This is a genomic window from Aestuariirhabdus haliotis (assembly GCF_023509475.1).
Taxonomy (GTDB): domain Bacteria; phylum Pseudomonadota; class Gammaproteobacteria; order Pseudomonadales; family Aestuariirhabdaceae; genus Aestuariirhabdus; species Aestuariirhabdus haliotis.
The window spans coordinates 310,846-333,836 of sequence record NZ_JAKSDZ010000001.1 but is presented as its reverse complement, the minus strand read 5'-3'; the positions used below and the strand labels follow the sequence as shown (position 1 = coordinate 333,836).

The following is a 22,991-nucleotide window of genomic DNA, read 5'->3' as shown; positions in this document are numbered from 1 at the left end:
GGGCAGTGGAAGTGCAAGCACTACAATGGTGAAAGTTAAGTGACTCGCTTGACTCCTAATTGGTACATCTTATACGCCCTGGCCTCTCCTCCTTTTGGTCGGGGCTTTTTTTTGCCTACAGGACGTAGGCAGATCACGAGAGTCAGGACGGCGATAGTGATCCCGGATGGACGTAGGCAGATCACAAGCCTCAGGACGACGATACTGATCCCGGAAGGACGTAAGCAGATCACGAGAGTCAGGACGGCGGTAGTGATCCCGGAAGGACGTAGGCAGATCACAAGAGTCAGGACGACAGTAGTGATCCCGGAAGACCGTAGGCAGATCACAAGCCTCAGGGCGGCGATAGTGATCCCGTCAGTATAGAGTCTGCTAGCAAGACAGCGGTTCCTTTAGCAGATTGCCAGACCCAGACAACAGAGCGCCTCAATCCCAGCAACAACCCACTTTGCATTTAATGCTCTCAGGCCGCCACTCCCGGCTTCTTGAGTTCGGGGCAATGGTAGGTCGTCTTAATAACATCATCACTGACCGATTCCAGGTGAATATCAAAGCCCCACAGGTTGTGCAGATGCCGTAACATTTCCTGGGTCGTATTGCCAAGCGGTCGCCCCTGATGCTGGGAGTGACGTAGGGTCAGGGAACGATCACCTTTGATATTAACGTTATAGACCTGGATATTGGGCTCTCGATTACCCAGATTATATTGCGCCGCCAAGGCTTCCCGTACCCCCCGATAACCCATTTCATCGTGGATGTCGGGCACCAACAGGGTTGGTTTCGATTCATCATCACGAATCGAAAATAGCTTCATATCCCGCATAACTTTCGGCGACAGAAACTGCAGAATAAAACTTTCGTCCTTGAAGTTTTCCATCGCGAAATGCAGGGTCGTCAGCCAGTCACTCCCGGCAATATCTGGAAACCAGAGACGATCCTCTTCCGTGGGATTTTCACAGACCCGGCGTATGTCCGTCATCATGCTAAAACCCAGGGTGTAAGGATTAATACCGCTATAGCGAGGATCATCAAAGCCCGGCTGATATATCACATTCGAATGCGAATGCAAAAACTCAATGATAAACCCATCCGTAACCAACCCTTCCCCGTGAAGGTGATGCAAGAGGGTGTAATGCCAGAATGTTGCCCAACCCTCATTCATAACCTGAGTCTGACGCTGGGGGTAATAATACTGAGCAATTTTGCGAACGATACGCACCAATTCGCGCTGCCAGGTTTCCAGTAGCGGGGCGTTTTTCTCGATAAAATACAGAATATTTTCTTCGGGTTCTGCCGGAAAGCGCTGTAACTTGTCGCTAGCTTCCGCAGGATCCTCGGCTTTTGGAATGGTATTCCAAAGGTCATTCAGTTGCCGTTGTCGATACTCTTCTCGCTCGGCTTGCCGTGCCTTTTCCTCCTCCGCCGAAATAGGCGCCGGGCGCGTATATCGATTCACACCAAAATTCATCAGGGCATGGCAGGAGTCCAGAATACTTTCAACAGCATCGACACCATGGCGTTCTTCACAGTGGGTAATATAATTCTTTGCGAACAACAGATAATCAACAATGGACTCGGCGTCGGTCCAGGTTTTAAAAAGATAGTTACCCTTAAAAAACGAGTTGTGACCGTAGCAGGCATGGGCAATCACAAGAGCCTGCATCGGCATGGTGTTTTCTTCCATTAAATAGGCAATGCAGGGGCTGGAATTTATAACGATTTCATAGGCCAAACCCATTTGGCCGCGCTGGTAATGCTGCTGCGTACTCAGAAACTGTTTTCCAAATGACCAGTGGTTGTACATTAACGGCATACCGGTGGAGGAATAGGCATCCATCATCTGCTCCGAGCTGATCACCTCTATCTGATTCGGGTAAGTATCCAGGCGATAGTGCTCAGCAACTTGCGCAATTTCACTATCGTATCGTTCGATTAAATCGAAGGTCCATTCCGAGCCATCAGAAATTGGCTTACGCTTTGTCATGCCGGCTTCCTCTCAAACAACTTGCGAAATACAGGGTAGATATCCGCTGCCGTTTTTATCTGCTGCATAGCAAAGCTGTCACTATTCTCCTCCTGTATATCTTCGTACTCCCGCCATAGATTCTGATGGTGGCGATCGGTAATTTCCACATAGGCAAAATATTGCACCAGAGGCAAAAGGTGTTCGGTAAGGATCTTGGTGCAAACAGACGAATCCCCTTCCCAGTTATCGCCATCGGAAGCCTGGGCAACATACACATTCCAATCGGCGCTGGGATAACGTTGCTGGATCACCTTATACCCTAACTCCAGGGCACTGGAGACTATGGTGCCACCGGTTTCCCTGGAATAAAAAAAATCCTCTTCATCCACTTCCTTTGCCGATGTATGATGCCGAATAAATACCACTTCTATCTGCTTGTAATTCCGCTGAAGAAAAAGATACAGCAGCAAAAAAAAACGCTTGGCCATATCTTTTATTTCCTGAGTCATAGATCCCGATACATCCATAAGGCAGAGCATGACGGCTTTGGTACTGGGTCTTGGCACTCGGACATAATTATTAAATTTCAGATCAAACTCATCGATAAAGGGTAGGCGTTTCAAGCGCTCATTAAGAACTTTTATCTGTTCCTTTAGTGACAAGACTTGCGGACTATTATCTTCCTCACCCGCCAGCTCTAACTGGCGCAATTCGCGTTTCAAGGCCCGTATTTCTCGACGTTCCTTTCCGGATAAAGCAATTCTTCTAGCATGAGCACTACGCAACGAACGAACAATGTTTAATTTTTCCGGCGTGCCCTTATTGGAAAACCCCGCCTGATGAAGGTCAAAAGTCAGGGCGTCTTTAAGCTGTTTCTTAACCAGAAATGGCAGCTCAAGATCTTCAAACATAAACTCAAGAAACTCTTCCTGGCTGATATGAAAGGTAAAATCGTCCAGGCCTTCACCTTCATTACTGGCGTCACCTGACCCACCGCCGCTTCCGCCGCCCCCACCAAGCGGGCGCTTAATATGATCACCGGCCACAAACTCTTTATTGCCAGGGTGAACCGTAGTGACATCACCTCCAGAGCCATGATGAAAAACCGGCTCTGACATATCTTTCCTGGGAATTGTGATATCGCTGCCGTGCTCAACATCCGTAATACTTCGCTGATTAACCGCTCCTGCCACAGCTTTCTTGATATGCTTTTTATAGCGTTCAAGAAACCGCTGACGATTTACCGTACTCTTGTTTTTCGCATTCAACCGCCGGTCGATGATATGACTCATTAGCTATCTCCCGACTTGTTATTGAGATTTCCTCACACGAATATACCACTCGGATAATAACCGGACCTGTTTCTCGGTGTATCCGCGATCGGTCATACGATTAACAAACTCGGCATGTTTACTCTGATCATCGGCCGATGCTTTGGCATTGAAAGAGATAACAGGGAGCAGATCCTCTGTATTTGAAAACATTTTCTTCTCGATCACAGTCCGCATTTTTTCATAACTCAACCAGCTGGGATTCTTCCCATTATTGTTGGCTCTGGCACGCAATACAAAATTAACAATTTCATTTCGAAAATCTTTTGGATTGGCAATACTCGCCGGCTTTTCAATTTTCTCCAATTCGTCATTAATAGCAGCACGATTTAGAATATCGCCCGTTTCGGGATCACGATACTCCTGATCCTGAATCCAGAAATCGGCATAGGTAATGTAACGGTCGAAAATATTCTGTCCGTATTCAGAATAGGACTCGAGGTAAGCCGTTTGGATTTCTTTCCCCAGAAAGTCAATATATTTGGGCGCCAGATATTCTTTGATAAACCTCAGATAGCGATCATGCACTTCTTGCGGGTATTGCTGCTGCTCTATTTGTTGCTCTAACACATACAACAAGTGCACCGGATTTGCCGCAATTTCTGAAGGATCGAAATTAAACACTTTGGACAATATTTTGAATGCGAATCGAGTCGACAACCCTTCCATTCCCTCATCAACACCGGCAGCGTCTTTATATTCCTGCAAGGACTTGGCATTGGGATCGGTGTCTTTCAGATTCTGGCCATCGTATACCCGCATCTTGGAAAAAACGTTGGAATTTTCTGGCTCTTTAATTCTGGACAAGCTGGTGAACTGCGCCAGCATTCTTAGCGTATCTGGTGCACAGGGTGCCTGATTAAGGGAACTGTTTTGTAACAATTTTTCGTAGATATGAACTTCTTCGGTCACTCGTGTGCAATAGGGAACCTTGACGATATATACCCGATCGATAAAGGCTTCATTGGTTTTATTGTTTTTAAAACTTTGCCACTCGGATTCATTGGAGTGAGCCAGCACGATACCATCAAAGGGAATACTGCCCATACCTTCGGTGCTATTGTAATTACCTTCTTGCGTTGCGGTCAGCAATGGATGCAGCACTTTTATGGGTGCTTTAAACATCTCCACAAATTCCAGTAACCCCTGATTGGCACGACACAAACCACCGGAAAAACTATAGGCATCCGGATCATCCTGCGAAAACTCTTCCAGCTGACGAATATCAACCTTACCCACCAGCGCGGAAATATCCTGGTTATTTTCGTCGCCCGGTTCTGTTTTCGCTACAGCAACCAGATCCAGAATCGAAGGATAGAGTTTTACTACTTTAAACTGGGAGATATCCCCACCGAATTCTTTCAGGCGTTTGACGGCCCAGGGTGACATCACACCTTTCAGATATCGACGCGCAATACCATATTCTTCCTGCAATATCGCGGCATCTTCAGCCGGATTGAAAAGGCCCAGTGGAGACTCGTACACTGGAGAACCTTTAATGGCATAAAATGGAACTTTCTGTATCAAGAATTTCAAACGTTCTGCCAGTGAGGACTTACCGCCGCCCACCGGACCTAGTAGATACAGTATCTGTTTCTTTTCTTCCAGGCCTTGAGCAGCGTGCCGAAAATAGGAAACGATCTGCTCTATGGCTTCTTCCATGCCATAAAACTCTTCAAACGAGGCGTATCGTTTAATCAGTTTATTAGAAAAGATTCGACTCAGCCGTGGATCTCTTGAGGTGTCAATCAATTCCGGCTCACCGATCGCCATCAGCATTCGTTCTGCAGCGGATGCGTAAGCGGCGCTGTCATCTTTGCAGAGCTGGAGATACTCTTGCAAAGACATCTCCTCATGTTGCGTGGAGTCGTACCGGTTCTTGTAACTGTTAAAGATATCCATGCTGACCACCTGCTGCTATTTCTGAAAATTGATCACGCGTTGGTGAAGACTCACAGGATTAGACCGCCATTTTCCCCATTAGTTATGCAAAGAACGGGTAAAAACTCTTTGTCCTGGATTTAGCAGTCATCTGTGATAGCAGTTTGTTGCATCCCCACCGGTTTATAGTTTTTATTTTTGTTTCTGGCCTATCCAGGATAGCCATCTAATTTTGAGTGTAGCAGCTCACTCAGTTCCTACTCGTTAAGTCTTATATTATTTTCCCAATCGGAGAAGGCTTTTCAATTTGTTCTAAGTCTATAGTCGAGATTTTTCGTCCGGCTTCAAATGAATTATGAGCACAAAAACAGCCAATCAAGCGCCTAAATTCAACAGTCTGGATTGACAATGGAAACACCGGAAAAGGGTCGACCCTGTGCTTGTTATCAGGATTGGGGGCTTTGTATTGCTCACCCAACGTACTATCGATATTGATCCGCTTTTTTACCTCATCTTCCTCTTTCGGTCGATGCGGTTACACAGGAAAACATCAGATTCCGGGCCGTTTGTGTCTGATGCCACCTCTCGAGTTTTGGCAGGAACAGGGTGCTGTCTTTCGTTTGGCGTCGCTTAACCCTGGCTAACAATCCGTACTCAGCAATTCACCCCCACTTTTAGCCGGGTTCCTGCACAGGAATTGCCAGAGTTTCTTTCAACTCTTCCATCACGATATAACTTTTCGATTCACGCACACCTGGCAGCTTTAACAGGATGTCTCCCAGCAACTCTCGATAAGAGGCCATCTCTGAAATTCGGGCCTTCACCAGATAGTCAAAATCACCGGATACCAAATGACATTCAAGGACCTGGGGCAGACCGATGACGGCGCTTCGAAACTCTTCAAATATATCAGCCGACTTGGAATATAAACTGATCTCAACAAACACCAGCAAACCGGCTTCCAACACCTGTGGGTTGAGTTTAGCTGCGTATCCTTCAATAACCCCCGCTCGCTCCAGGCGCTTTACCCGCTCCATACAGGGTGTCGTGCTTAAACCTACCTTGGTTGCAAGATCGACATAGGAGATTCGACCATCTGCTTGCAATTCACGCAAAATGTTGCGATCAATTCGATCCAGTTTTCGAACCGTTTCTTTTTTGTTTCTCATGATGATTATCTGGCTTTTTATTAGATATAGACCAAGTATCCCTACTGAAAAGCTTCACAGCAACTTTTTACTCCCAACTTTCTTCTTAAAACAGTAAAATACTATTCACTATTTTTGATGACCCACTCGTTAAACTGCTTGCATTCATTGTTTTTCAAGGGATTTGGCCCACGCCCCCTTGAATTGCAAATAATGGGCCCTCGTGTGATCATCAATTGATTACGACTATAAAGACGATACAGGTGGTAAGGGATTTGGATGTAGGGGGACGCCTGAAGGCGATACGCAAACAACACGGCTTATCCCAACGGGAATTAGCCAAACGTGTTGGAGTGACCAATAGCACTATCTCGATGATCGAAAAGAATAGTGTCAGCCCTTCTATCAGCTCACTCAAGAAAGTGTTGGGTGGCATACCAATGTCGCTGGTCGAGTTCTTTTCGATGGAGGCCGGCGAGGAACAACAGCAGAAGTTTGTTTATCGCTCCGATGAATTGCTCAATGTCGGCATGAATGATGTCCAGCTGCACCTGGTTGGCAAGGCACGAAATGATCGCGCCATGGCCTTTATGGTCGAAACCATGGCACCTGGTACCAGTACGGGTTCCGACATGCTGATCCATGAAGGCCAGGAAGCCGGGGTCGTCATCGAAGGTAAGCTAGAACTCAAGGTTGGCACTGAGGTTGCCATACTGGAGGAGGGCGATAGCTACTATTTCGATAGCACCCAGCCCCACCGTTTCAGCAACCCTTTTGATGAGACACTACGATTGGTCAGTTGTACCACTCCAGCCAACTTCTAAGCCCATAGGTCAGCCCGTATGAATCTTCGCTCCTGGTTATTTCCAGCCGAAAGCCGTGGATTCGTCGGTAAACGCTGGCTGATGATCTCCCTTCGTACTCTCCATTTGTTAGGCGTAGCCGGCGCCGGTGCGCTCTTTCTCGGTGCCACACCGGCCCAGGGATTAACGTTCTATTTGCACCTGATGCTTTCTACCGGCGTTTTGATGGCCGCCCTCGAGATATGGAGCCATGGTGTCTGGCTGCTCCAACTCAAGGGGCTAGCTGTTGTCATCAAGCTCCTCTTGCTGTGGTCAATTCTGTTATGGCCCTCACTGTCTGTTCCGTTATTCGTCATCATTATCCTGATCTCAGGGGTGATCTCTCACGCGCCGGGTTATATCCGCTACTACTCCCCCTGGCACCGCCGCCGATTGCACCACCCCTGACAAAAAAGGAGCCCGAAGGCTCCTTTTTACATTGCCATGCCTTCGGCATTACTCAGGGTTCGGCACCCTGAAGAAGATCGCATACAGCACAGGGATGATGATCAGAGTCAGGACGGTGGCAAAGCCCAGGCCAAACATGATCGTCAGCGCCATATTGATAAAGAAGACATCGGGAATCAGCGGGATCATACCCAGTATGGTCGTACTGGCCGCCATCATCACTGGACGCATTCTGCTAACCGCAGCATCCAGAATGCCATCCATAGGATCCATGCCTTCGGCAATCTTCAGATCGATCTCCTCAATCAAGACAATCGCGTTCTTGATCAAGAGCCCTACCAGACTCAAGGCCCCCAGCAGGGCCATAAAATCAAAAGCGCCGTTGGTTAATAGCAAACCTGCGGTAATACCAATGGTGGCCAAGGGTACCGTCAGCCAGATGATAAGCGGCTGGATTAGTTTACCGAACAACAGAATGGTCACCAGGATCATCATCAGGAAACCACCCGGCAAGGCACCGAAGAGGGCATTCTGCGCGTCTCGCGTATCCTCAAATTCGCCACCCCACTCCAGAATATAACCCGGTGGCAATTCGATGGCCTCGATCAACGGCTTCACACGATTGAACAATGGCGTTGCCAGCTCACCTTTGGGGTTGCTCGAAGCGATGATGGTGGGACGACGATCACGGTTACGAATGATCGCGTTCTCCCATACTGTCTTCCACTCTGAAACTACCTGACCTACAGGCACCGAGGTATTGAGTACCGGGCTCCAGACCTGAATATCCTGAATACTGGCAACATCAGATCGCTCGGCAGCGGGAGGCCAGAGAATCATCGGTAACAGTCGAATACCATCCCGGTACAGACCCACCTGAGAACCCTCGAAGCCCTGTTGCAGCGATTGCGCCAGTTCGTGCCGCGTGATGCCCAATTGGCGTCCGACACTTTCGTTGAAGACCGGACGGATCAGCTTTACCGGCTGTCGCCAGTCATCACGAATATCCTTGGCTTCCGGATCGGCGCGATAAATCGCCTGGGCTTTCTCGGACAACTCTCGCAGCACGGCATGATCGGGCCCGCTGAAGCGTGCTTCAATTTTATTATCCCGTCCGGGGCCAATCCGCAGGTTCTTAACCAGAGGCTCAGTGTTGGGCAAGGTTCTTGCCATGTACTCCTCTATCTTCACCTTAAGCGCAGCAATCTGTAGACGGTTTTCCATCTCGACAATGATCTGGCCGTACGCTGTGGTCTGGGATTCCGGGGTATACACCAAAGTAAACCGATCGGCCCCACCACCGACGAAGGCCGATGTACTGACGACACCCTCTTGCTTACGGATAAACTCATCAATTTTCAACAGGTCATCCCGCGTATGGCGAATATCCGTGCCCTCCACTTCCCACAGATCGACAAAGAAGATCGGAGTGTTGGAATCGGGGAAAAAGGCCTGGCGAACATAGCCAAAGCCAAGAATCGAGGATACAAAAAAGGCCACCACAATACCGACCGTCAGGTAACGAACCCGAATCGCCTTGGCCAGAAAACCCCGGTAGAGCCTGAAACCAACTCCGGAGTAGGCGTCTGCAGCCTCGCCACCTTCCTGGTTCTTTTTGTCTGGCTTGATCAACCAGGCACACAACAGTGGTGTGGTGGTAATAGCCGTAAACCAGCTCAGCATCAGCGAGATTAATATTACCCAGAACAACGAGTTGATAAATTCACCGGTCGCATCCTGAGATAGCCCAATGGCCGAAAAAGCCAATATGCCAATCACGGTGCCACCGAGTAACGGCCAGATGGTCTGGCCAACCACTTCGTTACCCGCTTTGATCGGGTCCATGCCGGCGCGTATACGTACCAGCATGCCTTCGGCAACCACAATGGCATTATCCACCAGCATCCCCAGAGCAATGATCAGAGCCCCCAGAGAAATACGCTGCAACTCAATGGCTTTCATGTCCATAAACCAGAGCGTGCCGCAAACCGTGATCAACAATACGGCGCCGATGATCAAACCGACTCTCAAGCCCATGAAGAACAGCAGCACCACGATAACGATCACCAGCGCCTGGGCTACGCTGATAATAAAGCCATTAACCGAGTTTTCGACCTCCTGCGCCTGGTTATAGATCTTCGTATACTCGATCCCGACAGGGGCCAGATTTATCAATTCCAGTGCGCGCTTCTCCAAATCCCGACCGACCTGCACAACATTGACACCCGACACCATCGAAATGCCGATGGTTAATCCTGGCACACCATTGATATAGGTAAGTTTATTGGGCACTTCCTGATAACCACGTCGGACCGTCGCGAGGTCTTTGAGGTAAATCAATCGACGTTCATCACTGCTGATCAGAATATCACCAATATCCTTAACAGACTTCGATTCACCCGTTGGTTCCACCCGGATGTAGTCATTATCGACCCGGATTCGGCCGGCATCAGCCACCACATTCTGGCTCTGTAGCACATTAACAATGGATTCGGGCGCAATACCAAGCTCGGACATGCGGTTGCGAGACAGTTCGATATAAACCACCTCATCGACGTAGCCACCGATGATCACCTTACGCACGCCAGGCACCAGCACCAACTCTTTTTTAAGCAGGTCGGCGTAATCTTTCAGGTCCCTATAGCTGTAACCGTCGCCGGTAAGCCCGTAGAAGATGCCATACACGTCGCCAAATTCATCGTACACGATGGACGACTCAGCGCCCGGCGGCAACTTGTGTTGCATATCGCCAATTTTGCGCCGAAGCTCGTCGTAGATTTGGGGAAACTGGGCTTTACGGTACTTGTCCTGAAACTCGATATTGACCTCGGAAAAGCCTTCACGGGAGATCGACATCTTGATCCGATCAAGTTGCAGCATCTCCTGCACGGCATCCTCGACATGGTAGGTGACCTCATCGTTCACTTGCTGGGGGTTCGCCCCGGGATACCTGGTAAATACCTTTGCTTCCTTGATGGTAAACTCAGGGTCTTCCAGCTTACCCATCTCTTCGTAGGCACCCAATCCCCCACCGACCAAAATAACCACGACCAGCCAACTGACAACCTTGTTCTTTATCGAATACTCAGCAATACCCATGAATTACCTCCAAAGCGAAACCGTTCAACTTCATGAAAATTGCTTTTAGTTCAAAGACATCTTGGCTTCTGGTTCAGGCTCGGCCTGCTCGATCTCTTCCAGTAGCCTGACTTTTTGCCCTTCCACCAAGAAAGCGACACCCGCGGTTACTATGCGATCTCCTTCGTTTAAACCCTTAAGTACCCCGATATCAATACTACTCATCGTGCTCACTTCGATCATTCTGGAGGTAACAGACATGTCACCTTCCTCTCCCTGTACGATCCACACCTCGGGCTGCAATGAAACGTCCCCGCGAACGGCGGAGACCGGTATCACAAAACGTCCCTTTCCGGTCGCTATATTCATATTCATCAACACCGACGTAGTCATACCCGGTAAGACCGTAAAATTGCTTGGGGTCTCCATCGCCAGAGTCACACGAAAGGTCTGGGTTTTGGCGTCAGCAACGGTCGAATACTCTTTGATCTCCAGAGGGAATATCTGGTCGTCAGCCGGACCAAAACGCGCCTCCAGAGTCGGAGTTGCCCCATCGGCTCGTAGGCGCTTGATGTCCCCTTCAGGGATATCCACCTTAACCTCCAGCGAGCTGGTGTCCTGCAACTCGATAATGGGTTGCTTGGCCTGGATCTCCTGGAAGTTCTCTACCAGCCTTTGTGCTACACGGCCCGAGAAAGGCGCTAGCAGGGTGGTATAGGCCAGATCCTGCCTGGCTTCAGCCAGGGCCGCATCGGCGCTTTTATAGGTAGCATCAAGACGATCGTAATCGGCCTTGGAGATATGCCCTTGGGGCAACAATTGAGCTGCCCGCTCAAAATTTGCCTTGGCTTCCTGATAACGCGCCTGACGATCACGCTCAGTGATCTGGTAATCGGTCGGATCCAGCTTGGCAATCACCTGGCCTTTTTCAATCTGGTCACCCTCTCGAACCAACAGCTCTTGTAGTTTGCCGGAGATACGAAACGACGAATCGACCTTTTGTGCCGCATCAATAACCCCTGGAAAAACCCTGACATTAGCGGTTTCAGGTGACGTCACCACTACTGTTTTCACCGGTCGAATCACCTCAGGCGCAGCCGCCTGCTCCTCTTTCCCACACCCGATTAAGAGTAACGGCAGCGAAACCGCCACCGCCCAGGTTTTGGCAGACTTGAGCATAAAGATCTCCATACAATACTTAGGAACCATCCGGATGTGCGAACGGCGTATGATTTCAGTAGACAATTGTGGCACAGCTTCTATCCTGTCGCACCCTGCCGGACCCTTTAAACACTTGAATTCTTCCACTATTCACCGTTTTAATGGGACACCTTTCCTTTCCGGGCATCACACTGACTGTGGATAACGAACTCACCTTTTATGGATCAGCCCTGGCGCTGCTGTACCTGGTGGTTTCCTTGGCGCTGGCCGTTCGCATCGTGATACGACGACGCCCGGTCGGTGTCTCACTGGCCTGGTTATTATTGCTGTTCCTGCTACCCATCGTCGGCATCGTTCTTTACCTGCTAATCGGGGAGCACCGCCTGGGTGAAAAGCGTCTGGTACGCGGCGCCAAACTATTACCCGCATACCTGCGCTGGGCGGAACAGATGAGCGACTCTCATCCCGAACCACTGCCCGATATCGATCCCTGCTATCGCAGCGTTTACCGGCTGGCCCAACATTCTTTGCGTATCCCCACTCTGTGCAACAACCAGGTTGAGTTAATTCACAGCTCCCAGGATATTTTCCAAGCCATCATTGCCGATATTGAAAGCGCGCAGCATTTTTGTCATTTGCAGTTTTATATCTGGTCCGAGGGTGGCGAAGCTGATCGGGTGGCCGAGGCGCTGATAGCCGCCCGCCAACGAGGGGTAGAATGCCGCATTTTGTTGGACTCGGTAGGCAGCTCAAAATTTCTCAGGGGGATCTGGCCTAAACGATTGAATACCCATGGTGTCGAAGTCCGGGCAACCTTGCCGGTCGGCGCCATGCGTTTTTTTCTGGAACGCATTGATCTGAGAAACCACCGTAAAGTCGTGGTGATTGATGACCGCATTGGTTACACCGGCAGCATGAACCTGGTTGACCCGCGCTACTTCAAGCAGGATGAAGGGGTTGGTCAATGGGTTGATGCCATGGCACGCCTGAACGGGCCGGCTGTACACGCTCTGAATTCCGTTTTTCTATGGGACTGGTATCTGGAAACGGGTCAGTCCGTGGACGTGTTCGGCGAATACAGCCACCTGCAACTACCGGAAAGCCATAGCGACGGTCGCGGTATCCTGGTAGTACCATCCGGCCCCGATGATACCAGGGCCCTGATCCACCAGTTGTTGCTCGCGGCACTTTACAGTGCCCAAGAGCATCTGGTGCTGACTACCCCCTATTTTATCCCTGATGAAGCCTTGCTTACGGCACTCAAATCAGCCGCCAATCGGGGCGTGCAAGTCCAGTTGATTTTGCCTCGACGGGTCGATTCACGCATGGTGAAACATGCGAGTCGTTCTTACTTTTTTGAGCTGATGCGAGCGGGTGTCGAAATTTGGGAGTTTGATGGCGGGCTATTGCACACCAAGAGTGTTCTGGTTGATCGCCAGATTGCTATTTTTGGCACGGTTAATCTGGATATGCGCAGCGTCTGGCTCAACTTCGAGGTATCCCTGATCGCCTTTGACCGTGAATTTGGCCAAGCCCTGGATGCCTTGCAGCAAAATTATCTGAAGAAAAGTGCTCGACTGGTACCAGAAGTCTGGAATCAACGCCCACTGGCACGCCGACTCACGGAAAATCTGTTTCAGTTGATGAGCCCGCTATTGTAGTTCCAGTAGAACGACAAGGCTTGTGCACAACTATTGGCTCAATAGGAAAAGGTTCAGGACAGCAAAGGCCGACAGCCTTTCGAGGCTGTGGATAACATTGTGATCAAACTGGATAAAAAGCGCAGAAACCCAACATCGCCCTCGGGGGCAAACCTAGTAACACCCTCATAGCGCGGTGCCATCACCCCCAGGATCTGGCACCCTCACATCGAATAATTACATCTCACCCCAATAGGAGTTTCCGATCATAGTATCGAGGCGTTTGTTTTCAAAATGGTCTTCAATGGCCCTGCGAACAAAGAGTGAACGCGCCGCATTCTTCTCTTTTGGGGATCTGGTGTTGTTCCGCTTACTGTTCTTCTTAATGTTTCCGTTCTGCATAGTGACACCCTGTTCTAACGTCTTTTTTTTGTTGTTATGTGTACAGACTACAAACGTAAACTAAAAAAAAATTGACGTAATCACAAGGGAAATATTCGCTATTTATGAAATTAATATTGGTCATAAGTCCAGTGCTACCATAGGGTGCAGAAAGCTGTGATCTGAACCACAACTATCGTAACAACTGTTTCCTTACGACACATTTGCCAAAACCGGCAATGCACCAAAATAGCGCATAAAGTTACATTATCGTTGATTCAAACGTAAGCTGCGTAAATTGCGCTTTACTGTCTTGAGCTGCTCTTCCAGCTCTGGACCTCTTGCCACTGCCAGTCCCATGGCCAGAATATCAATCACCACCAGATGGACAATTCGGGACGTCAGGGGTGTATAGACTTCGGTGTCTTCGAGAACATCGATCAAAATCGGATAATCACTCAATTCTGCCAGGGGAGTATTGGCCGGGCAGATCCCTATCACCTGGGCACCACGCTCCTGCACCTGACGTACACTGTGAATTAACTCCCGGGTTCGACCCGTTTGGGAAATCGCCACGACAAGATCACCGGGCGCCATGGTCGCTGCCGACATGGCTTGCATATGAGGGTCCGAATAAGCCGCCGTGGCGACCTGCAAACGGAAAAACTTATGCTGGGCATCCGAGGCAACAGCACCCGAAGCGCCAAAACCAAAGAACTCAATTCGTTTCGCTTCTGACAATGGCCCTATGGCATTCTCCAGAGCCACCGGGTCCAACCGGTCTCGAGTCTGGGCCAGAGCAGCTATCGTAGTATCAAAGATTTTACGCTTGTAATCGGAGGTATCGTCACCTTCATCGATATCGACCTGAGCGAAGCCACTGCTTGTCGCCAGACTTTGCGCCAGCTTAAGTTTGAAATCCTGGAATCCATCACAACCAACCGCACGGCAGAAACGCAGTACCGTAGGTTCGCTGACCGTCGAAGCCGCCGCCAGCTCGGCAATACTCTGGTGAATAATCGCTCCAGGCTGCTGCAACACATACTCGGCTACCTTGACCTCGGATTTCCGTAACGTGCCAAGGCGTAACTCAATGTCGGTAATCAATTTTGTGGCCATACTGCAAACGCTTTCTTTCACCGTGAATTCGGCCGGCGGCCGAGACTTGTAGTTATACTACAAGTCAGGTTTGCTAACTACAAATTGGCTAAACTGCGGCTTAGTAACGTTCAGATCGAGAGCACTTGGATCGGTATTATTAGAAGTATTTTTTCCCCGTGCCACCGGCAATCATTTTCGACAAATACTCCATCTTTTGTGGATCGTCGTCGACAAAACGAATATGGATCGTAATAAGGGCGCTATCCATTTTTGGCTCAGCCGCCTCAAGCTTACTCACATAACCGTTAATTCTTGCCACTTCCTGGTCATCGGCTTGCTCCAGGTCGGCTACGGCCTGGGATAATAACTCGGGAATTGTATCGCCGCGTCTAATCACCGCTTTAAGCTCTTTCAGGCTCAACGCCTGAATCACACAATCGACGGTCATATCAGGGAATCTGAGCTGAGCAGCGCTGCCTTTTGAACCCGTTTTTTGTGACGCTGGAGTGGGTGATGGGGGAGGCACCGACGCACCGCCGGTCAATGCCGATACGGATTCATTCTGGGCCGGCGCGCTGGGGGCGGGTTGCGGGGCAGCCGACTGGGTCAGCGCCGATACTGAACCCGCGTGAGTTCCCCCAGTTAAGGCGCCCGCACTGCCGGTGGGCATTGGGTCCGGCTTACCACTGCCTCTGAGTTCTTCAGCCGAATGGCGGCGAGACAGCACCTTGATAATTTTCTTCAGCAACGCCTCGCTGGAAAAGGGCTTGCCGATATATTCCGAAACCCCCGATTGCACCGCCGCTACCACGTTGTCCCGATCGCCTCGGCTGGTCACCATAATAAAGGGGGTATCGAGTGATTGCTCGTTGCGCATCCATTGCAGCAGCTCGAGCCCACTGAGCTCGGGCATCTCCCAATCGCAGAGAATCAGATCATAGGGATCTTTTTGCAGCATGACCTGGGCCTTTCGGCCATTGATCGCATCCTCAACCACAAAGTGGGGAAACTGGCCACGAACGGTTTTCTTTACCAAATCCCTGATAAAGGAAGCATCGTCCACCACCAGCACTCTGATCTTCTTCATAGCCATCCCGCATCGTTAATACTGCACCTAATAATAGCGCAAGCATACAGGGGAAAGGGGCTAATCTTTCAGTTCCCGCTTAAGCTCTTTGTAGCTGAGATGACGGACATCGGTGCCCTTGACCAAATAGATGACATGCTCAGCGATATTGCGCGCCAGATCCCCGATTCGCTCCAGCGAACGCAGCACCCAGATCACGTTGAGCACACGGGAGATACTGCGTGGATCCTCCATCATAAAGGTCACCAGCTCTCGCATGGCGCTTTTGTACTCAAGATCAACCGACTTGTCGGCCTTGGCCACTTTGAGCGCCATACTGGTATCAAAGCGCGCGAACGCCGTCAGGCTATCCTTGATCATGCTGCGCACCATGTTGCCAATATGGCGGGTTTCCACATAGCCTCGTGGCGACTCTCCCTGCTCGCACAAATCGATGGCATGACGTGCCACCTTGGTCGCTTCATCTCCCACGCGCTCAAGGTCACTGGCGGCTTTCGAGCAGGCTACCACCAGACGCAAATCACTGGCAGCGGGCTGCCGACGCGCCAGAATGCGGGTGCACTCTTCATCGATCGCCAGTTCCATATCATTGATCAGATCATCTTTCTCACGCACGCTCTTGGCCAGATCACTATCCGCGGTGATCAGGGCTTCAATGGCGTCAGTGACTTGCTTTTCCACCAGGCCGCCCATCGCCAACAGCCGGTTTTTGACCTCGTTCAGCTCGGCGTTGAACTGCTGCGAGATATGCTGTGTGTGTACATCGGTTTGAATTTCCATAATAGTCCCGCGATTCCTGGGTTAACCGTAACGGCCGGTAATGTAGTCTTCGGTTTGTTTCTTCGAGGGGTTGGTAAAGAGCGAATCTGTATCACCAAATTCGATCAGGTCCCCCATATACATAAAGGCGGTGTAGTCGGAGACACGAGCAGCCTGCTGCATATTGTGCGTCACGATAACAATCGTGTACTTGGACTTAAGCTCGTTGATCAGCTCTTCAATCTTCAGGGTTGAGATCGGATCCAGTGCCGAGGCCGGTTCATCCAGCAGCAACACCTCGGGCTCAACGGCGATCGTACGGGCAATGACCAGACGCTGCTGCTGACCACCGGACATACCCAGCGCACTCTCGTGCAGGCGATCCTTAACTTCATCCCACAACGCCGCACCCGAGAGCGAACGCTCGACCACTTCATCCAAAACTCGCTTGTTATTGATGCCCTGAATTCTCAGGCCATAGGCGACGTTTTCGTAAATACTCTTGGGAAAGGGGTTCGGCTTCTGGAACACCATACCGACCCGGCGGCGCAGTTCGGCAACCTCGGTCCTGCGATCATAGATATCCTCACCATCAAGCAGGATCTTGCCCTCAATGCGACAGCCATCCACCAGATCGTTCATGCGGTTGATGCTCCGCAGCAGAGTCGACTTACCGCAACCGGATGGGCCGATAAAAGCCGTAACCCGCTGTTTCGGAATACTCAGGTTGATCTTGTTTAGGGCTTTTTTCTCGCCGTAATAGAGATCAAGATCATTGATCTCCATGCAGATATTTTCCTGATCCAATGTCAGGTTCTGCCGCGAACGCCCGAGCGAGGTCGTATCGATTCCATGGGTGCGCCCCGCAGACTCTGTCGTTTGATCCACAGAAGGGGTCGCGTTTAGCGTGTTTGCTTGTGACATGTAATAGACTCCAATCGCCGTCGAAACTTAAACTTCCAACGCCTTGTATTTCTCTCGCAGGTGGTTACGAATCGCCACCGCCGACAGGTTCAGGACCGCAATAACCACCACCAGCAACAATGCGGTGGCATACACCAACGGCCGTGCGGCTTCGACATTCGGGCTCTGGAAGCCCACATCATAGATGTGGAAACCCAGGTGCATAAACTTTTGATCCAGATGAAGATAAGGGTAGTTACCGTCGAGCGGCAGGGAGGGCGCCAGTTTGACGACACCCACCAGCATCAACGGGGCAACTTCACCCGCCGCACGAGCAACCGCCAGAATCAAACCGGTCATCATCGCCGGACTGGCCATGGGCAACACCACTCGCCACAGGGTTTCCGCTTTGGTTGCACCCAGCGCCAAACTGCCTTCACGTACCGAGCTGGGGATGCGGGACAAGCCCTCTTCCGTTGCCACAATGACCACGGGCAGGGTTAGCAACGCCAGGGTGATCGCCGCCCACATCAACCCTGGTGTACCAAAGGTAGGTGCCGGCAAGGCTTCCGGGAAAAATAGCTGGTCGATATTGGAACCCAGGAAGTAGACAAAAAAGCCCAGGCCAAAGACCCCGTATACGATCGAAGGCACACCGGCCAGATTATTCACCGCAATACGAATCGCGCGAGTTATCGGCCCCTGGGTAGCGTACTCACGCAGATACACCGCAGCGATTACGCCAAAGGGCGTGACGATAATCGACATCAGGATAACCATCATGACGGTACCAAATATCGCCGGGAAAATACCCCCCTCGGTGTTGGCCTCACGAGGATCTTCGCTGACGAACTCCCAAATCTTGGCGCCGTAAAAACCGATTTTTTCAAACAACCCCATAGCATTGGGACGGAAGGCACGCACGACATTACCCAGTGATACTGTGACCTCGGTACCATCGGCAGTAACCCCGACCATGCTGTCACGGTTAAAGCGCACGTAAAGATCACCCAGCTCGGCTTCCAGTACCTTGTACGCGGCATCTAGCTCGGCTCGTTGGCCGGCAATGTCGGCCTCTACAGCTGGCGAGCTGGTACCCTTGAGTTGGTGCCTACGCTCCTGCAAGCGCAAACGCTCCAACGCCGAATTGATTTTGCCGATGCGATGCTTTTCGATCTCGTAAATCTCATCGTGGATGGACAGGGCACGCTCAATACGTTCCTGCAATACATCCCAGGCATCATCACCGCTGGCAACTTGCCGGTCTCCTTCTTTAACTGCTTTCAGGCGACCATAGAAGTTGCCCCATTCCCGTCTCTCAACGGTCATCAGCTCTTCTGGATAACGGCGATCATGCAAAAACGCATCAAGCACCCAGACAAAATCACCGCCGGAGACATCCCGGTTGCCGATTTTGATCAGATCCCGTTGCATAAATTCTGCATCAATCACCGGCGTACCGGCAGCCTCCAAACGTACCGTCGGTACCGTTTCGACCTCGACAATCTCGCCGGCAATGACCCGCTCGACCTGACCCGGCAAACGGTATTCACTTTCCATAATAGCGCCCGGCCAGAAATGGCCCAGGCCACGCACGGCGATGAGGGCCAGCAGGCCAATCACCATCACCAGACTGATCGCCACGGCGCCGGCATTGAGCCAAACAAAAGGAGATCCGCTTTTGTACCAGGATGATAAAGAAACACGCATCATAACGATTCCCGTTGTTAGCCCTTACAGCGAGCTGTACTTCTTGCGTAGACGGTGACGAACCATCTCGGCAAAGGTGTTAACGACAAAGGTAAAGAGGAACAGCACCATCGCCGCCAGGAAAAGAACTCGATAGTGAGAACTGCCCACTTCCGATTCCGGCATCTCTACGGCGATGTTAGCCGCCAGGGTTCGCATGCCTTCGAAGATATTGGCATCCATAATCGGAGTGTTACCGGTGGCCATCAGCACGATCATGGTTTCTCCCACCGCACGGCCCATACCGATCATCACGGCGGAGAAGATACCGGGGCTCGCCGTCAACAATACGACTCGCGTCAGTGTTTGCCAGGGCGTCGCCCCCAGCGCCAAAGAGCCATAGGTCAGGTGTTTGGGCACACTGAAAATGGCGTCTTCGGTGATGGAAAAGATGGTAGGGATTACCGCAAAGCCCATCGCCAGGCCGACCACCAGCGCATTTCGCTGGTCATAGTTCAGACCCAGCTCACTGCTGATCCAGCCGCGCATATCGCCGTTAAAGAACCACAGCTCCATGTGATCGCTCAAGCCCAGCGCCAGCATGCTGGTGATAATCACCACGGGGATCAGCAACAGCACCTGCCACCCCTCAGGCACCAGCCTGCGAATGCTTTCCGGCAACTGTGCCCAGAAGAAGCCAAAACCAACAATCGCCAACGGTACCAGCATCAGCATGGCGAAGATGCCACTCAGAGACTCTTCGACAAAAGGCGCCAACCACAAACCCGCCAGGAAACCGAGAATAACCGTAGGCAGGGCCTCCATCAGCTCGATCACCGGCTTCACCTTGCGACGCATGGCAGGCGCCATAAAGTACGCCGTATAGATCGCTCCACAAATCGCCAGGGGAGCCGCCATCAACATGGCGTAAAACGCGGCTTTAAGGGTACCGAAGGCCAGCGGCATCAGGCTCATCTTTGGTTCGAAATCATTGGTAGAGGCCGAGGATTGCCAAATGTAATCGGGCTCGGCGTAACCCTCGTACCAGACCTCTTCCCAGAGCGCCGACCAGGATATCTCCGGGTGCTCATTGTGCAATCTCAGGAATTCCATCTGCCCGTTAGCATGCTCCACCAGCAGGGCATTGGCCCGGGGCGCAATCGTCATATGCTGAATGGGGGCATCGCTGACCGACTGGGTCAACAAAGTACGATGGGCGGTGGAGTTATACAGGCCAACCTGACCCTCCTCATCCGCTGCCATAAACCCTTTACGACGATGCTCCGGCGCAATGGAGCTGATAGCGCTGCTATGAAGTGCAAAACTGCGCACCTTCTGCAGGCTGTATTCATTGTTTTCATCGCGCACCAGGAACCACTGTCCGATGCTGCCGCGGTCGTCTCCGATCAGTAATGAGGTGCCACCCAACAGAAACTCGATGTCGCTAATACGGGCATCCGCCTCGGTAACCGGCAGTACGCTGTTTATCAGGGGTTGGTCGCGATTTCGAATATCCAGCACGGCGATACGATTATCGCCCAACGCGGCAAATATCCAACGCTGCTCAGGATCGATCAGAACCCGGCTTACCTCACCCGGCAACGGCGGCAACTCCAGATCCATTCGCTCCAGAGTCACTTCCTCGGACAGGAAATCGACCTCTTTGCTGTACAACGCGACGTGGACCCCGTCGGCTGCGCTGGCGGCCAGAATCATGGAGTCTTCGCTATCCCGCAACGCCAACTGCTCAATATCCGCGCCGCTGGCGGCCAGCGTAATCGGCTCCTCACCGAAGGGATATTCAATCTGAGGTTCGATCAGACGCACATCGTTAGGGTAGCTGACTCGATAATTGTGCTTAAACAGAATGACCTGGCCGTTGGATAAGCCTGCCGCCACTTCCTGAGTGTTGGGATCTGCCTCGGCCAAGGCAGTAATGGTTGCCCCCTGGGGAATCGGCAGGCGCAGCTGGCTACGCACCTCGCCATCCTGGGCACCGAAGAATACGACATTACCCGAGCTGTCCAGACGTAGCGCCAATTCAGACTGTTCTTCCATCGCCAGATAGAGCGTATCGGCGCCAGCTTCCGCCACCGGTACGGCATAACGGGTAACCGGCTCCATCTCGGCACCCTTAAACAAGGGCATTACCTCATAGAGCAGATACAGGAAAATCAACAAGATAGCGATAATTACGCCGATACCTCCAACACCAACGGCCCAGCGGGCTACTCGGTCCTTGACCGCACGCAGCCGTCTGTGACGGCGCGCTTCGTCGGAGTTGAAATCGACAACGGGGGGTGAGAGATCAGTTACATCGTTCATGGCGCGTACCTTACTCCGCCAATATGACAATTATATGACATATTTGTAACAACGCATCGAGGAAGGGCTGTGACGCATTTTGCCGTTTCCCCGAACCAAAAACCAACGAGCCCCACACCGGAGTGCAGGGCTCGACAGAGGCTATGCCTTGGCTGGATGTTTCGGCTTATTACAGGCCGAGTGCCGCCATTTGCTTTTCAACAACCTTGGATGGCAGAGGGATGTAGCCGTCCTTCACAACCACGTTCTGGCCCTGCTGTGACAATACCAGCTTGAGGAATTCACGCTCGATAGGCGCCAAAGGCTTGTTAGGTGCCTTGTTCACGTAGACGTAGAGGAAACGTGACAGCGGGTAGGTGCCTTTAACGGCGTTATCAGCGGTGGCATCCACGAAAGGCTGCCCCTCTTTCTTGGCCAGTGGGACAGTCCGGACGCTGGAGGTCTTGTAACCGATGCCGGAATAACCGATACCATTAATGGAAGCACTGATGGACTGAACCACCGAAGCGGAACCTGGCTGCTCGTTGACGTTACTCTTGTAATCGCCCTTACACAGAGCTTTCTTCTTGTAGTAACCGTAGGTACCAGAGACGGAGTTACGTCCGTACAACTGGAAACCTCGGTTGCCCCAGGAACCATCCAAGCCCAAATCACCCCAGCTGGTCACATCCTTGCTGTAACCGCACTTGCGGGTAGAGGAAAAGACCGCATCAACCTGTGGAATGGTCAGACCTTTGATCGGGTTGTCCTTGTTAACGAATACGGCAAGGGCATCAATGGCCACGGGAACCGCCGTTGGCTTGTAGCCATATTTCTTTTCAAAGGCTTCCAGCTCCTTGTCCTTCATCTTGCGGCTCATGGGCCCCATATTGGAGGTGCCTTCAGTCAACGCGGGTGGCGCGGTAGAAGAGCCTGCGGCCTGAATCTGGATGTTGACGTTAGGGTATTCGCGCTTGAACTCTTCGGCCCACAGGGTCATCAGATTGGCCAGAGTATCAGAGCCAACGCTAGACAGGTTGCCGGATACACCGCTGGTTTTGCTGTAAGTCGGGATGCTGGCATCAACCGCAGTCGCGGCGATAGCAACGTTCAGGCTACCTGCAGCCAGTGCAGCCGTCAGGCCTGTAATCAGGTTGTTCACTTTCATCTGAGGTTCTCTCCAAGATTAGGTATTCTGTGTTGAGTGACAACGAGTATCGGCTCGCTATGTTGCAACTATATTGCCGCCAGATGACAGTTTTATGACCAACAGAACACCAAATCCCCCGGCTTAACATAAAAACCACGATTT

General features: G+C 51.3%; 17 protein-coding genes. 3 read left to right on the top strand and 14 right to left on the bottom strand.

What is annotated here, in order from left to right:
• Positions 1-463 precede the first annotated feature (463 nt).
• The 4 genes from MIB40_RS01630 to lrp all read right to left on the bottom strand — a co-directional run bounded on the left by MIB40_RS01630 (position 464) and on the right by lrp (position 6,347).
• The gene (locus tag MIB40_RS01630) at positions 464-1,984 is read right to left on the bottom strand and encodes a SpoVR family protein (RefSeq protein ID WP_249690020.1); all 1,521 of its coding nucleotides are present in this window, start codon (positions 1,982-1,984) and stop codon (positions 464-466) included.
• Positions 1,981-3,258, bottom strand: coding sequence for a YeaH/YhbH family protein (locus MIB40_RS01625; protein WP_249690018.1), 1,278 nt, complete (start codon positions 3,256-3,258; stop codon positions 1,981-1,983). The genes MIB40_RS01630 and MIB40_RS01625 overlap by 4 nt, the downstream gene beginning before the upstream one ends.
• Positions 3,259-3,276: 18 nt before the next feature.
• Complete coding sequence (locus MIB40_RS01620) at positions 3,277-5,199, bottom strand: PrkA family serine protein kinase (RefSeq protein ID WP_249690016.1); 1,923 nt, start codon at positions 5,197-5,199, stop codon at positions 3,277-3,279.
• Between the two features lie 653 nt (positions 5,200-5,852).
• Complete coding sequence (gene lrp / locus MIB40_RS01615; RefSeq protein ID WP_249690013.1) at positions 5,853-6,347, bottom strand: leucine-responsive transcriptional regulator Lrp; 495 nt, start codon at positions 6,345-6,347, stop codon at positions 5,853-5,855.
• 242 nt (positions 6,348-6,589) lie between these two features.
• Here lrp and MIB40_RS01610 point away from each other — a divergent pair, with 242 nt between their 5' ends.
• Complete coding sequence (locus MIB40_RS01610) at positions 6,590-7,150, top strand: cupin domain-containing protein (RefSeq protein ID WP_249690011.1); 561 nt, start codon at positions 6,590-6,592, stop codon at positions 7,148-7,150.
• A gap of 18 nt (positions 7,151-7,168) precedes the next feature.
• On the top strand, positions 7,169-7,576 hold the full coding sequence (locus MIB40_RS01605) for a hypothetical protein (protein WP_249690010.1): 408 nt from the start codon (positions 7,169-7,171) through the stop codon (positions 7,574-7,576).
• A gap of 48 nt (positions 7,577-7,624) precedes the next feature.
• Here the strand turns inward: MIB40_RS01605 and MIB40_RS01600 are convergent, their stop codons facing one another.
• Positions 7,625-10,675, bottom strand: a complete 3,051-nt coding sequence (locus tag MIB40_RS01600; RefSeq protein WP_249690008.1) for an efflux RND transporter permease subunit — start codon at positions 10,673-10,675, stop codon at positions 7,625-7,627.
• A gap of 45 nt (positions 10,676-10,720) precedes the next feature.
• Complete coding sequence (locus MIB40_RS01595) at positions 10,721-11,833, bottom strand: efflux RND transporter periplasmic adaptor subunit (protein ID WP_249690006.1); 1,113 nt, start codon at positions 11,831-11,833, stop codon at positions 10,721-10,723.
• Positions 11,834-12,012: 179 nt separating this feature from the next.
• Between MIB40_RS01595 and cls the strand changes: the two genes are divergently transcribed.
• Positions 12,013-13,476 carry a cardiolipin synthase gene (gene cls, locus MIB40_RS01590; RefSeq protein ID WP_249690004.1) on the top strand — a complete coding sequence of 488 codons (1,464 nt, stop codon included), beginning with the start codon at positions 12,013-12,015 and terminating at the stop codon, positions 13,474-13,476.
• Between the two features lie 216 nt (positions 13,477-13,692).
• On the opposite strand, the gene MIB40_RS19825 is transcribed toward cls, so the two are convergent.
• From MIB40_RS19825 to MIB40_RS01555, 8 genes are all read right to left on the bottom strand, one after another.
• Positions 13,693-13,857 (bottom strand): PA3496 family putative envelope integrity protein, encoded by a 165-nt coding sequence (locus MIB40_RS19825; RefSeq protein WP_406566425.1) that lies wholly within the window; start codon positions 13,855-13,857, stop codon positions 13,693-13,695.
• 246 nt (positions 13,858-14,103) lie between these two features.
• On the bottom strand, positions 14,104-14,955 hold the full coding sequence (gene hexR, locus MIB40_RS01585; protein WP_249690002.1) for a transcriptional regulator HexR: 852 nt from the start codon (positions 14,953-14,955) through the stop codon (positions 14,104-14,106).
• Positions 14,956-15,094: 139 nt separating this feature from the next.
• Complete coding sequence (locus tag MIB40_RS01580) at positions 15,095-16,024, bottom strand: response regulator (RefSeq protein WP_249690000.1); 930 nt, start codon at positions 16,022-16,024, stop codon at positions 15,095-15,097.
• Positions 16,025-16,084: 60 nt separating this feature from the next.
• The gene (phoU, locus tag MIB40_RS01575; RefSeq protein WP_249689998.1) at positions 16,085-16,804 is read right to left on the bottom strand and encodes a phosphate signaling complex protein PhoU; all 720 of its coding nucleotides are present in this window, start codon (positions 16,802-16,804) and stop codon (positions 16,085-16,087) included.
• Between the two features lie 21 nt (positions 16,805-16,825).
• Entirely contained in the window at positions 16,826-17,707 is an 882-nt protein-coding gene (pstB, locus tag MIB40_RS01570) for a phosphate ABC transporter ATP-binding protein PstB (protein WP_249689996.1), read from the bottom strand.
• Between the two features lie 27 nt (positions 17,708-17,734).
• The gene (pstA, locus tag MIB40_RS01565) at positions 17,735-19,396 is read right to left on the bottom strand and encodes a phosphate ABC transporter permease PstA (protein WP_264758408.1); all 1,662 of its coding nucleotides are present in this window, start codon (positions 19,394-19,396) and stop codon (positions 17,735-17,737) included.
• Positions 19,397-19,420: 24 nt separating this feature from the next.
• Positions 19,421-21,700 (bottom strand): ABC transporter permease subunit, encoded by a 2,280-nt coding sequence (locus MIB40_RS01560; RefSeq protein ID WP_249689993.1) that lies wholly within the window; start codon positions 21,698-21,700, stop codon positions 19,421-19,423.
• A gap of 169 nt (positions 21,701-21,869) precedes the next feature.
• Positions 21,870-22,847: a PstS family phosphate ABC transporter substrate-binding protein gene (locus tag MIB40_RS01555; protein WP_249689990.1), complete on the bottom strand. Its 978-nt coding sequence runs from the start codon at positions 22,845-22,847 to the stop codon at positions 21,870-21,872.
• Between the last annotated feature and the right edge of the window lie 144 nt (positions 22,848-22,991).

What these genes read in the sequence shown, in the direction of transcription:
- MIB40_RS01630 (WP_249690020.1), bottom strand. Translation starts at nt 1,984, where the DNA reads ATGACAAAGCGTAAGCCAATTTCTGATGGCTCGGAATGGACCTTCGAT.
- MIB40_RS01625 (WP_249690018.1), bottom strand. Translation starts at nt 3,258, where the DNA reads ATGAGTCATATCATCGACCGGCGGTTGAATGCGAAAAACAAGAGTACG.
- MIB40_RS01620 (WP_249690016.1), bottom strand. Translation starts at nt 5,199, where the DNA reads ATGGATATCTTTAACAGTTACAAGAACCGGTACGACTCCACGCAACAT.
- lrp (WP_249690013.1), bottom strand. Translation starts at nt 6,347, where the DNA reads ATGAGAAACAAAAAAGAAACGGTTCGAAAACTGGATCGAATTGATCGC.
- MIB40_RS01605 (WP_249690010.1), top strand. Translation starts at nt 7,169, where the DNA reads ATGAATCTTCGCTCCTGGTTATTTCCAGCCGAAAGCCGTGGATTCGTC.
- MIB40_RS01600 (WP_249690008.1), bottom strand. Translation starts at nt 10,675, where the DNA reads ATGGGTATTGCTGAGTATTCGATAAAGAACAAGGTTGTCAGTTGGCTG.
- MIB40_RS01595 (WP_249690006.1), bottom strand. Translation starts at nt 11,833, where the DNA reads ATGCTCAAGTCTGCCAAAACCTGGGCGGTGGCGGTTTCGCTGCCGTTA.
- MIB40_RS19825 (WP_406566425.1), bottom strand. Translation starts at nt 13,857, where the DNA reads ATGCAGAACGGAAACATTAAGAAGAACAGTAAGCGGAACAACACCAGA.
- hexR (WP_249690002.1), bottom strand. Translation starts at nt 14,955, where the DNA reads ATGGCCACAAAATTGATTACCGACATTGAGTTACGCCTTGGCACGTTA.
- MIB40_RS01580 (WP_249690000.1), bottom strand. Translation starts at nt 16,024, where the DNA reads ATGAAGAAGATCAGAGTGCTGGTGGTGGACGATGCTTCCTTTATCAGG.
- phoU (WP_249689998.1), bottom strand. Translation starts at nt 16,804, where the DNA reads ATGGAAATTCAAACCGATGTACACACACAGCATATCTCGCAGCAGTTC.
- pstB (WP_249689996.1), bottom strand. Translation starts at nt 17,707, where the DNA reads ATGTCACAAGCAAACACGCTAAACGCGACCCCTTCTGTGGATCAAACG.
- pstA (WP_264758408.1), bottom strand. Translation starts at nt 19,396, where the DNA reads ATGCGTGTTTCTTTATCATCCTGGTACAAAAGCGGATCTCCTTTTGTT.
- MIB40_RS01560 (WP_249689993.1), bottom strand. Translation starts at nt 21,700, where the DNA reads ATGAACGATGTAACTGATCTCTCACCCCCCGTTGTCGATTTCAACTCC.
- MIB40_RS01555 (WP_249689990.1), bottom strand. Translation starts at nt 22,847, where the DNA reads ATGAAAGTGAACAACCTGATTACAGGCCTGACGGCTGCACTGGCTGCA.